General features: G+C 56.2%; 11 protein-coding genes. 9 read left to right on the top strand and 2 right to left on the bottom strand.

The window, feature by feature from the left end:
- Nucleotides 1–19: 19 nt before the first annotated feature.
- The 3 genes from avtA to AC2TE5_RS00850 all read left to right on the top strand — a co-directional run bounded on the left by avtA (nucleotide 20) and on the right by AC2TE5_RS00850 (nucleotide 4603).
- Complete coding sequence (gene avtA / locus AC2TE5_RS00860; RefSeq protein ID WP_213330172.1) at nucleotides 20–1276, top strand: valine--pyruvate transaminase; 1257 nt, start codon at nucleotides 20–22, stop codon at nucleotides 1274–1276.
- Nucleotides 1277–1918: 642 nt separating this feature from the next.
- On the top strand, nucleotides 1919–2794 hold the full coding sequence (locus tag AC2TE5_RS00855) for a collagen-like triple helix repeat-containing protein (RefSeq protein ID WP_484612499.1): 876 nt from the start codon (nucleotides 1919–1921) through the stop codon (nucleotides 2792–2794).
- Between the two features lie 90 nt (nucleotides 2795–2884).
- Nucleotides 2885–4603, top strand: coding sequence for a ShlB/FhaC/HecB family hemolysin secretion/activation protein (locus AC2TE5_RS00850; RefSeq protein WP_484612498.1), 1719 nt, complete (start codon nucleotides 2885–2887; stop codon nucleotides 4601–4603).
- Here AC2TE5_RS00850 and AC2TE5_RS00845 read toward each other — a convergent pair.
- Both AC2TE5_RS00845 and yiaJ read right to left on the bottom strand, forming a co-directional pair.
- On the bottom strand, nucleotides 4587–5042 hold the full coding sequence (locus AC2TE5_RS00845; protein WP_213330165.1) for a 4Fe-4S dicluster domain-containing protein: 456 nt from the start codon (nucleotides 5040–5042) through the stop codon (nucleotides 4587–4589). The two genes, AC2TE5_RS00850 and AC2TE5_RS00845, sit on opposite strands and share 17 nt — an antisense overlap.
- Before the next feature lie 3 nt (nucleotides 5043–5045).
- Entirely contained in the window at nucleotides 5046–5864 is an 819-nt protein-coding gene (gene yiaJ / locus AC2TE5_RS00840) for an IclR family transcriptional regulator YiaJ (RefSeq protein ID WP_021242452.1), read from the bottom strand.
- 225 nt (nucleotides 5865–6089) lie between these two features.
- On the opposite strand from yiaJ, the gene yiaK reads away from it, so the two are divergent.
- The 6 genes from yiaK (at nucleotide 6090) to ulaD (ending at nucleotide 12311) form a co-directional block, all read left to right on the top strand.
- A complete protein-coding gene (yiaK, locus tag AC2TE5_RS00835) occupies nucleotides 6090–7088 on the top strand; it encodes a 3-dehydro-L-gulonate 2-dehydrogenase (protein ID WP_257259281.1) in 999 nt (332 codons plus the stop codon).
- Between the two features lie 10 nt (nucleotides 7089–7098).
- Entirely contained in the window at nucleotides 7099–7566 is a 468-nt protein-coding gene (locus AC2TE5_RS00830; RefSeq protein ID WP_159515272.1) for a YhcH/YjgK/YiaL family protein, read from the top strand.
- 218 nt (nucleotides 7567–7784) lie between these two features.
- Nucleotides 7785–8711: a DUF4862 family protein gene (locus AC2TE5_RS00825; protein WP_484612497.1), complete on the top strand. Its 927-nt coding sequence runs from the start codon at nucleotides 7785–7787 to the stop codon at nucleotides 8709–8711.
- A gap of 46 nt (nucleotides 8712–8757) precedes the next feature.
- Nucleotides 8758–10077: an MFS transporter gene (locus AC2TE5_RS00820; RefSeq protein ID WP_159515270.1), complete on the top strand. Its 1320-nt coding sequence runs from the start codon at nucleotides 8758–8760 to the stop codon at nucleotides 10075–10077.
- A 78-nt stretch (nucleotides 10078–10155) separates the two neighbouring features.
- Nucleotides 10156–11661 carry an FGGY-family carbohydrate kinase gene (locus tag AC2TE5_RS00815; protein ID WP_484612496.1) on the top strand — a complete coding sequence of 502 codons (1506 nt, stop codon included), beginning with the start codon at nucleotides 10156–10158 and terminating at the stop codon, nucleotides 11659–11661.
- Nucleotides 11658–12311: a 3-keto-L-gulonate-6-phosphate decarboxylase UlaD gene (ulaD, locus tag AC2TE5_RS00810; RefSeq protein WP_484612495.1), complete on the top strand. Its 654-nt coding sequence runs from the start codon at nucleotides 11658–11660 to the stop codon at nucleotides 12309–12311. Before AC2TE5_RS00815 ends, ulaD begins: the two co-directional genes overlap by 4 nt.
- The last annotated feature ends 1 nt before the right edge of the window (nucleotide 12312 follow it).

Below are 12312 nucleotides of genomic sequence, written 5' to 3'. Positions count from 1 at the left end.
GCTCGACAGATCACCTGCTATGACGTTTTCACTTTTCGGCGACAAATTTACCCGCCATTCAGGCATTACTCGCCTGATGGAGGACCTCAACGACGGGCTGCGCACACCGGGCGCAATCATGCTCGGCGGCGGAAACCCGGCTCAAATCCCGGAGATGACGACCTATTTCCAGACGCTGCTCGCTCAGATGCTGGAAAGCGGCAAAGCAACCGATGCGCTTTGCAATTACGATGGCCCGCAGGGTAAAACCGAGCTGCTGGCACTCCTCGCCGAAATGCTGCGTGACGAGCTGGGTTGGGATATCGAACCACAGAATATTGCACTGACAAACGGCAGCCAGAGCGCGTTTTTCTACTTGTTTAACCTGTTCGCAGGGCGTCGCGCCGACGGCACCACCAAAAAAGTGCTGTTCCCGCTGGCACCGGAGTATATCGGCTACGCTGATTCCGGCCTGGAAGAAGATCTGTTCGTCTCCGCGCGCCCGAATATTGAGCTGCTGCCGGAAGGCCAGTTCAAATATCACGTCGATTTTGAACACCTGCATATTGGTGAAGAGACGGGCATGATCTGCGTATCGCGTCCGACTAACCCAACGGGCAACGTGATCACCGACGACGAACTGATGAAGCTGGATGCGCTCGCGAACCAGCACGGCATTCCGCTGGTGATCGATAACGCCTACGGCGTACCGTTCCCGGGCATTATCTTCAGCGAAGCACGTCCGCTGTGGAACCCAAACATTGTCCTGTGCATGAGCCTCTCTAAGCTGGGTCTGCCGGGCAGCCGCTGCGGCATCATCATCGCTAACGAGAAAATCATCACCGCTATTACCAATATGAACGGCATTATCAGCCTCTCACCCGGCGGCATCGGCCCGGCGATGATGTGCGAAATGATTAAGCGCAACGACCTGCTGCGTCTGTCCAATGACGTGATCAAACCGTTCTACTACCAGCGCGTTCAGGAGACGATCGCGACAATTCGCCGCTATTTGCCGGAAGAACGCTGCCTGATCCACAAGCCTGAAGGGGCGATTTTCCTGTGGCTGTGGTTTAAGGATTTGCCTATCACCACCGAGCTGCTTTACCAGCGCCTGAAAAAGCGCGGCGTGCTGATGGTACCAGGCGATTATTTCTTCCCGGGGCTCGATAAGCCGTGGCCGCATACGCACCAGTGCATGCGCATGAACTATGTGCCCGACCCGGAAAAAATCGAAGCGGGAGTTAAGATCCTCGCCGAAGAAATCGAAAAAGCCTGGCGCGAAGGCAATTGTTAAATAATAAGGCTCTTCAAATGAAGAGCCTTATTTTTTCCGTGATCTCTATCTTATATAAAGGATATATCCTTCAGTATTTACTCCCTATTATTTAAAGGGATAATTTAGGATAATTCCTGTTGTTTTAATGGCGCTATAGTAATTAGAAAATAATTAAGTGCACGTTAAATAATAATTCAATTAACTCCTTGTTATATAAAACTTAAAACCAACGGCACTGGCAGAAAAATATCCTCGAAGCGAGTCTATGTGCATTTTTAAAATACTGCATATACTCACTAATACGCCGCTCGGCGTTCTATTGCGTGGAGTATTTTTATGCTACCTAATAATGCTAGTCGCATCAGCGTAATTGCTGCTGCGGTACTGCTCGCGTTCTCTCTTTCTGCCTGCAGTGGAAGCGGTGGCGGATCTCACTCAACAGCCAAAAATAACCCTGCAACCGGAAGTAATACCGGCTCGGGTGATGGAAGTGGCACAACGGCTAACAATGGTGGTTCAGGTAGTAACGGATCTGGCTCAGGTTCAGGGACTGGCTCGGGCTCCGGAACAGGTTCAGGCTCAGGAACGGGGACCGGAGGTAACGGCAGCGGAGGAACCGGAACAGGCAACACGGGCAGTGGCGGCACAACCACTGCAGGTGTGAATACTGTGCTGGGCGATGCCGGTAAAACAGTAACCAGCGTTGGCTCTACGGTGGATGGCCTTGGAAGCCAGCTTCCAACGAATAATCCCGTAACGTCAACCGTTTCAACCACCGTCAGCGGTGTTGGCAGCGCCGTTTCTACCGTAGGGACAGGCGTCACAACCGGCGTTGGCGATCCAAACAACCCGAACGGTGTGGGGACAACGGTTAAAGGCGTAACCACGTCGGTTACCTCCCTGGGCAATACCGTTTCAACGGTAGGCACGGGCCTGGCGAGTTCTACTTCAGGAACACCGGTCAGCGGCGTAACCGGCCTGACGGGCAGCGTGGTAAACAGTACCGGGCAACTGGTCAGTAACACCGGCACAGGTTTAACCAACACGGTAAGTAGCCCTGCGATAACGCAGGTAACAACCGATACCACAACCGTTGCCAACAAGACGCTGGGCGGAGTTCAGGGCGTCACGCAAAGCGTGGGCACCACGACGGGTCTCGGCACACCGGTCAACGGTCTGCTGACCCAGGTGGGTAACACCGTGAGCGGCGTGGGGACCAACGTCAGCAACAGTAATAGCGGGCTTAACGGTGTCGGTCAGGTCGTCCAGAACGTCGGCCAGACGGTGACGGATAGCGGCACGCTGGTGAAACCCGCCTCTTCGACAACCGGAGGAGGATCGGGCTCTCTCACGGCCAATGCAAATGTGGCGGCCACGAACAACAGCCTGGGTGCAACGGTCAATACGACCCTTAATACCCTGACTGCTGGCGTTACGGCCAACGCAGCAACAACATCAGGTCAAAACACGTCGACAACTAACCCGGTCAACGGTCTCAATACGTTAACCTCCGGTCTGCTGACGCCAAAACAGTAAAACGGTTATTGCCTTTCTGCGCCCCTGCTTCAGGGGCGCGTTGTACAGCGACACTCCCCCTAACCGGGAATGATGAACAGGGATAGCGCGATGAAAAACCATTTCCTTTTTTCGCTGACGGGGCTGGTTGTGCTGAGCATGGCCCGCGCCGATACACTGCCCTCTATTATTAACCCTGATAACCCGGCGCAAGTTTCTCGTAACGTTGCCCCAGAACAGCCTGAGACCGTCCCACAGCCGAAAGTCAAAATAGAAAAACCGCAGTCAACGCTGACGCCTGAAACGCCCATTACCATTCATCACATTCAGTTTATTGGCGGCACGCGTTATCCTTTGCAGGAATTACTTAAACCCTTCAGGCCTTATGCCGGAAAAACCGTGCCGCTAAAAACGCTCACGGGGCTGGTAAATGATATTACGGCGCGCTATAAGGCCGACGGTTTTCCGCTCTCCTATGCCTGGCTGCCGGATGATAATTTCCAGCAGGGAAATATTAAAATTGTTCTGGTTGAAGGGTATGTCGCTCACAGTGACATCACCAGTAATAACCCTCACATCGCCGAGCGTCTTAAACGATTGTCAGAAAAAATCATGGCGGAAAAACCGCTGTCTCAGGATACGTTCGATCGCTATAGCCAGCTGATGACCCGTACCCCTAACGTTCCGGTCACGGCCAACGCGAAGCTGCCAACCAATATCTATGGCGCGGCGACGATGCAGATAACCGGTAATCAGGAGCGGAGCTGGAATATCGCCTCCACGATCGACACCCGTAAAGGGCAAGATTTAATGATGCTGAACGGAACGCTCAGCAACCTGACAAGCTATGGCGATCAGCTGGGCGTGGCGACGCTTGTGCCGTTAGATAGCAACACGCGAAAAAACTATGTGGGTCTGAACTGGCAGCAGTTTTTAAACGATGAAGGGCTGACGATGCAGCTCAAAGGCAGCTATTACCGTGAAGATCCGCGAGATTTTTCCCCCCTGCTCTCTTTGCCCAATAATATTCAGGTCGATTCGAAGCAAAAAACAACGCAGTACAACGGCGGCGTGACGTTTGGCTATCCATTGCTGCTAACGCAAAAATCCCAAATTAATCTGACCGGCGGTTTTGATTATACCGACCGCCAGGATGATTATGCCCTGCAGGCCAGAGTGCAGGGCAAAACCTATAGCCTGGACTCCGTCAACCAACACGCGCGTTATCCTGCGCTGGAAGTGGGTATCAACGGTGCGCATCAATTCACAGCCGCCAGCATCAGCGGCCGGCTCAACGTCCGTCAGGGTATTGATGCGATGGGGGCCGATATCGTCTCAGCCCCTAAGCCCGATATGAATTTTACGCTCACAAAAAGCTATCTGGACGCTGCCTGGCTGTTTGCCGAAAAGTGGCGGCTATCAACATCCTGGGAGGGAGACTGGTCAAATAACACGTTGCCAGAGCCCGAACGCGTTAGCTTCGGTGCCCAGCGCTTTGGCCGTGGGTACCAGGACAGTGAAGCAAGCGGTGATTACGGCTATGGCGGGCAGGTAGAACTGCGCTATATCAAGATGCGGAAAGAGAGCGCCTGGCTTGCCACCATCCAACCCTATATCCTGGCCGATACCGCGCAAACCTGGTTTAACACGTCCGGTTTACCTCATCAGCGGCTCGGGTCAGTGGCTACCGGGGTGATGATAGGCGATACGCGCCACTATAGCGTCACGGTGGAGGCGGCAAGACCCGTCGGGGATGTTCCGACAGACAGTCGCAACAGGGACTGGCGCTACAGTCTGACGTTCACGTGGAATTTCAATAAAATGCAGTAAGCTTTTCAGCCCGATTACTGACAGGGTCAACACAGCGCAGCGCGTGGGTTGGACAGGCCTCCACGCAGGCCGGTCCGCCTTCGCGATGCACACATAAATCACATTTCAGCGCCTGCGGCTTATTTCCCTCCAGACGAACCTGCATCGCCCCAAACGGACACGCCACCACACAGCTTTTGCACCCAATGCAGCGCGTCTGCTCAACGAGCCAGGCTCCCGCCGTGCGGCTGATGGCATGGGTTGGACAGACGTTAGCACAGGGCGCGTCCTCGCACTGATGGCAACCCACGGCCGTAGTGTAGGCGCCCCCCTTAACCACCCGAAGGCGGGGCGTAAAGGCATGAGCGGAGACAGCGCTCTGATGCGACACCGCGCAGGCCACTTCGCAGGTGCGACACCCAATGCATTTTTCCGCATCCGCCATGATAAATCGGTTCATCTGTTACGCCTCGCGCACGTTAAAACCCAGCTCTTTTGAGATAGCCTCTGCCGTTTCGCGCAGCGGCTTGAGCAAGTTCTTCTCACCCACCTGCTTCATTCGCGACGTTGATAGCGAGATAGAGATCGCATACGGGACGCGGCCGTGGATATCAAATACCGGCACGGCAATGCAGGAAACGCCCAGCTCGTTCTCTTCTTTGTCCATCGCCATGCTGCGATCGCGAATTTCCGCCAGCTCATCATACATCGCACTCAGCTCAGTGATGGTGTTGCGCGTCAAAGGTTGGATCTGTTCCTGATGGCTTTCCCAGTAGCTCGCCACGTAATCCTGATGACCAAACGCCATGTAGATCTTGCCCATTGCGGAGCAGTAGAGCGGCATATGCTGTCCGATATAGGCGCGCGTGCGCAGCATACCGGTTGTCGGTTCGAGCTTGTAAATCAGGATCGCGTGGTCGTCTTCCCGGCTGGAGAAGTTCACCGTCTCGCCGGTCGCAATGTTCAGCGCTTCGAGGTGCGGAGCGGCCACGTGAATGATATTCAGCGACGACAGCGCCTTTTGCCCGACGGCGATAAATTTGGTGGTCAGGCGATAGCTGCCCGCCGCGGGTGCCGGGGTCACGTACCCGCACGACTGTAGCCCCTGCAGCAAGCGGTGCACGGTGCTCTTATTCAGCCCCGCCAGTTCCGATAAATGCGCAAGCGGACACCCGTTCGGATAGTTGCTGAGGATCTCAATCAGCATCAGGCCGCGAAACAAGCTCTGGCTGCCTGCTGGCCTCTCTTTTTCTTGCGTCATTTCGCTCTCTTTCATGCTCATCAAATGGCTCCTTTTTATCGCGCCCTGATGGTAGCGCAAAGTGTGGTTCAGTTCACGATCTCAACAGAAAAAACACAACCGTTTGATTTTAATCGATTTTGAAAAACATGAATGTCGTTGATCTGACAAAATTTGATCGCTATATTTGAAATCAGATTTCGCATAGTGAAATTTAGCGATAAAAAAGCACTCGCACTTGCCCCTTAAAAGAACAGGAGAACAGGGATGAAAGTGACCTTTGAAGAGTTGAAAGCGGCGTTCAATCGGGTCCTGCTCGATCGCGGCGTGAAAGCTGAAACCGCAGACGCCTGCGCCGAGATGTTCGCCCGCACCACGGAGTCCGGCGTCTATTCGCACGGCGTTAACCGCTTCCCGCGCTTTATTCAGCAGCTTGATGCAGGCGATATCATTCCCGACGCTCAGCCAAAACGGGTGATGACATTAGGGGCTATCGAACAGTGGGACGCCCAGCGCGCCATCGGCAACCTCACGGCGAAAAAGATGATGGATCGCGCCACCGAGCTGGCGTCCGACCACGGTATTGGTCTGGTGGCACTGCGTAACGCGAACCACTGGATGCGCGGCGGCAGCTACGGCTGGCAGGCGGCGGAGAAAGGCTATATCGGCATTTGCTGGACCAACTCTATCGCCGTGATGCCCGCATGGGGATCAAAAGAATGCTGCATCGGCACCAACCCGCTGATCGTGGCTATTCCCTCTAACCCGATCACCATGGTCGATATGTCGATGTCGATGTTCTCCTACGGCATGCTGGAAGTGAATCGCCTGGCCGGGCGCGAGCTGCCGGTCGATGGCGGCTTCGATGACGAGGGCAATCTCACCCGAGAGCCGGGCGTGATTGAGAAAAACCGCCGTATTCTGCCGATGGGCTACTGGAAAGGGTCCGGCTTATCCATCGTGCTCGACATGATCGCCACCCTGCTCTCCAACGGATCCTCCGTCGCGGAAGTGACCCAGGACAACAGCGACGAGTATGGCGTGTCGCAGATCTTTATCGCCATCGAGGTTGATCGCCTGGTCGACGGCCCAACCCGCGATGCCAAGCTGCAGCGCATCATGGACTTCGTCACCACCGCCGAACGCGCTGATGAAAACGTCGCCGTCCGTCTTCCGGGGCATGAATTCACGCGCCTGCTGGAAGAGAACCGCCGCGACGGCATCACCATCGATGACAGCGTGTGGGCGAAAATCCAGTCTCTGTAAGGAGTGGACCATGATATTCGGACATATTTCACAGCCAAATCCGTGCCGCCTGCCGCGGGCGATAGAAAAAGCACTTCATTTTCTGCGCACTACGGATTTCACCACCCTGGCGCCAGGCGTGGTGGAAATTGAAGGCCGCACTATTTTTGCCCAGGTTCTCGACCTGACGACAAAGGAACCGCACGAGAACCGCCCGGAAGTGCACCGCCGCTATCTGGATATTCAGTTTTTGGCATGGGGTGAAGAGAAAATTGGTATCGCTATTGATACCGGCAATAACGAAATAAGCGAATCATTACTGGAACAGCGGGATATTATTTTTTATCACGACAGTGAAAATGAATCGTTTATCGAAATGACCCCCGGCAGCTATGCCCTATTTTTCCCGCAGGATGTGCATCGTCCTGCCTGTATTAAAAACAAGGGATCCGCAATTCGTAAAATTGTGGTGAAAGTGGCAATCAGCGAATTGGATTAATTTTCTGATATACCCTAAATAATTCGAGTTGCAGGACAAAACGGCTTGCCGTTTTGAACAGCGCTTGCGCTGGCCCCGAAGGGGCGAGGCCACAGGCCGAGTCACGCGGCAAGAGAGTGAATCTCCAGGAGCTTACATAAGTAAGTGACTGGGGTGAACGAGCGCAGCCAACGCACATGCAACTTGAAGTATGACGGGCATAAATACAGGAACGCGAAATGACCAACACCGGTTTTATTATTGGTGCGTACCCCTGCGCACCCTCGTTTCACCAGAAAGGGGAACAAGAAGAACAAACCTTCTGGCGGGAACTTTCCGACACGCCGAACATTCGCGGGCTGGAACAGCCGTGCCTTGAAAATCTCCATCCGTTTGGCGACGAATGGCTGTTCCGCCATACGCCGGGTGACTGGCAAATCGTCGTCACGGCAGTGATGGAAACCATGCGTCGTCGCGGCAGCAACGGCGCGTTTGGCCTGGCCTCAGCCGACGAAGCGCAGCGTAAAGCCTGCGTAGACTTTTACCGGCATCTGCACCAGAAAGTCAACGCCGTGAACGCCCGTTATCCGGGGAAAGTGATCGCCCTGGAGATGCAGGCCGCCCCGCAGGCGGGCAATGCTTCCGTCGAACAGGCCACCGAAGCGTTTTCCCGCTCGATTCGGGAAATCGCGGGCTGGGACTGGGGCTGCGATCTGGTGCTGGAACACTGCGATGCCATGAACGGCCCGGCACCACGCAAGGGCTTCCTGCCCTTAGAGCAGGTGCTGGAGGTGGTGAAAGAGACGGATATCAGCGTTTGCATCAACTGGGCGCGTTCGGCCATCGAAGGCCGCAGCACGACCCTTCCGCTTGACCATGTTCAGGCCGCGCTCAAAGCCGGAAAGCTGGGGGCACTGATGTTTTCGGGCACGACTACCAGCGGTGAATACGGAGAATGGCAGGATCTGCACGCGCCGTTTTCTTCATTCTGCGCCGACAGTTTGATGTCCACTGAACATGCAAAATCACTCTTGACTGCGGCGAGCGCCGCAACGTTGAAATTCTCCGGTATTAAATTACTGGAAATAAATGCTAATGCTGACGTCAGCCATCGCATCGCCATTTTGCGCGACGGTATTAGCGAAATAAATAAAGCAACGCAATAACAATAAAAATATCCCTATTCCGGTTACATTGACTGAGACAGTAAATATGAACACTTACTCGAATACTCTACAAGCGGACATTCCGCGCCAGCGCTGGCTAAGAATCATTCCTCCCATTCTTATCGCCTGCATTATTTCATATATGGACCGCGTGAATATCGCGTTTGCGATGCCGGGTGGTATGGATGAAGAATTAGGTATTACCGCAACGATGGCAGGCCTGGCGGGCGGGATCTTCTTTATCGGCTATCTGTTCCTGCAGGTTCCCGGCGGCAAGATTGCCGTGCACGGCAGCGGCAAGAAATTTATCGGCTGGTCGCTGGTTGCCTGGGCGGTGATCTCGGTGCTCACGGGTCTGGTGACGAATCAGTATCAGCTTCTGGTGCTGCGCTTCTTACTCGGCGTGGCGGAAGGCGGGATGCTGCCCGTTGTGCTCACCATGATCAGCAACTGGTTCCCGGACGCCGAGCGCGGTCGCGCCAATGCCATTGTGATCATGTTCGTGCCCATCGCCGGGATTATCACCGCACCGCTGTCAGGCTGGATTATTACCGCACTCGACTGGCGCTGGCTGTTCATCATTGAAGGTCTGATGTCCGTCGTTGTGCTGGTGCTGTGGGCGTTCACCGTGTACGACCGACCGCAGGAAGCCCGCTGGATTTCAGAGGCGGAGAAAAACTATCTGGTGCAAACGCTGGCGGCGGAGCAGCAGGCCATCGCCGGAAAAGAGGTAAAAAATGCCTCGCTCAGCGCCGTGCTGTCCGACAAAACCATGTGGCAGCTGATCGCCCTGAACTTCTTCTACCAGACCGGGATTTACGGTTACACGCTCTGGCTGCCGACCATCCTGAAAGAGCTGACGCACACCAGCATTGGTCAGGTGGGCATGCTCGCCATCCTGCCTTACATCGGCGCCATTGCGGGCATGTTCCTGTTCTCTACGCTTTCTGACCGTACCGGCAAGCGCAAGCTGTTTGTCTCCCTGCCGCTGATTGGCTTTGCGCTCTGCATGTTCCTCTCCGTGGCGCTGAAAGAGAGTACCTGGCTGGCGTATTCCGCGCTGGTGGGCTGCGGGTTCTTCCTGCAATCCGCCGCGGGCGTGTTCTGGACCATTCCGGCGCGACTGTTCAGCGCAGAGATGGCGGGCGGCGCGCGCGGCGTGATCAACGCCCTGGGCAACCTTGGCGGGTTCTGCGGCCCGTATGCGGTTGGCGTGCTGATCACCCTGTACAGCAAAGATGCGGGCGTTTACTGCCTGGCGGTGTCTCTGGCGCTGGCGTCACTGCTGGCCCTGCTGTTACCGGCGAAATGCGATGCCGGCGCAGAGCCTAATCCCACGGTGACTCCACACAAGCGTGCGGCCTGATGCCCTCACCCCAGCCCTCTCCCACGGGGAGAGGGAGAAAACCGAACCGGGTCCACCCGGCGAATAAGTGAGATGAAGATGAGTGAAAAAGAGCCCTTCTGGCTGGGTATCGATTGTGGCGGTACTTATCTGAAAGCCGGTTTATACAACAGCCAGGGCAAGGAAGTCTGTATCGAACGTCGCTCGGTTGCCACGCGTAGCCCGCGCGCTGGCTACGCGGAGCGGGATATGCCCTCACTGTGGCAGCACTGCCACGCAACCGTCGCCGCGTTGCTTAAGAATTCAGGCGTTAACGGTAAACAGATCAAAGGTATCGGCATTTCTGCACAGGGTAAGGGACTGTTTCTGCTCGATAAACAGGACCAACCGCTGGGCAACGCCATACTCTCCTCTGACCGCCGGGCGCTGGACATTGTGCAGCGCTGGCAGCAGGACGGCATTCCCGAAAAGCTTTATCCGCATACGCGCCAGACGCTGTGGACCGGGCACCCGGCCTCGCTCCTGTGCTGGGTGAAAGAGAACGAGCCGCAGCGGTACCAGCAGATTGGCAGCGTAATGATGGCGCACGACTATCTGCGCTGGTGTCTGACCGGCGTGAAGGGCTGCGAGGAGAGCAATATCTCCGAGTCCAATCTCTACAACATGAATACCGGGAAATACGACCCACAGCTTACGCGCTGGCTCGGTATCAGCGAAATTGACGGCGCCCTGCCGCCGATTGTCGGTTCAGCAGAAATTTGCGGGGAAATCACCGCTCAGGCAGCCGCACTTACCGGTCTCGCGGCGGGCACGCCCGTCGTTGGTGGACTGTTTGATGTGGTTTCCACCGCAGTCTGCGCCGGGCTGCAAGACCAGCACACGCTAAATGCCGTGATGGGCACCTGGGCCGTCACCAGCGGGATCGCCAGTGCGCTTCGCGACAATGAGCCGTTCCCGTACGTCTATGGCCGCTACGTGCACCCCCAGCAGTACATCGTTCACGAAGCCAGCCCCACCTCGTCCGGCAACCTTGAGTGGCTCACCGCGCAGTGGGGCGACATCTCATTCGATGAGATCAACCACGCTGTTTCCAGCCTGCCGAAAGCGGAAGGCGATCTGTTCTTCCTGCCGTTCCTCTACGGCAGCAACGCCGGGCTGGAGATGACCAGTGGTTTTTACGGCATGCAGGCGCTACACACCCGCGCGCACCTGCTGCAGGCGGTTTACGAAGGCGTGGTGTTCAGCCACATGACTCACCTCAACCGCATGCTTGAGCGCTTTACCCAGGTACAGGCGCTGCGCGTGACGGGTGGCCCGACCCATTCGGACGTGTGGATGCAAATGCTCGCTGACGTCAGCGGCCTGGCGATTGAACTGCCGCAGGTGGAAGAGACCGGCTGTTCCGGCGCGGCGCTGGCGGCGATGGTGGGTACCGGTGTGTTCACCGACTTCCACTCAGCGCAGCGCGCGCTCAAACATGACATCCGGGTGATTGAGCCGGACATGCGCGCCCATGCGGCCTACCAGCGCAAATATCACCGTTACCAGCTACTGATTTCAGCACTACAGGGCTATCACGCCCGTGTTAAGGAGTACGACCTATGAGCCGACCATTACTGCAGCTGGCGCTCGACCACACTTCACTGCAGGCCGCGCAGCGCGACGTCGCGACGCTTTCAGATCACGTCGATATCGTCGAAGCGGGCACCATTTTGTGCCTGACTGAAGGGCTGAACGCCGTACGCGCCCTGCGCGCGCAGTGCCCGGATAAGATCGTCGTTGCGGACTGGAAAGTGGCCGACGCCGGAGAAACACTGGCAGAACAGGCGTTTGGCGCGGGCGCGAACTGGATGACCATCATCTGCGCCGCACCGCTGGCAACCGTTGAGCGAGGCCACGAGGTGGCGCTGCGCTGCGGCGGTGAAATCCAGATGGAGCTCTTTGGCAACTGGACGCTGGACGACGCGCGCGCATGGCATCGCGTCGGCGTGAAGCAGGCAATCTATCACCGCGGGCGCGACGCACAGGCGAGCGGTCAGCAGTGGGGCGAAGCGGATCTCGCGAAAATGAAGGCGCTCTCCGACATCGGTTTACAGCTTTCGATTACCGGCGGCATCACCCCCGCCGATCTGCCGCTGTTTAAGCAGATCAACGTTAAAGCCTTTATTGCCGGGCGCGCGCTGGCAGGCGCCGTCAATACGCCGCAGGTGGCGCAGGCATTCCACTCGCAAATTCGCGACATCTGGGGAGCGTAAC

This window comes from Enterobacter sp. N5-15 (genome assembly GCF_057221635.1).
The sequence above is the reverse complement of the archived record's forward strand: the minus strand, read 5'-3'. Positions and strand labels throughout refer to the sequence as shown.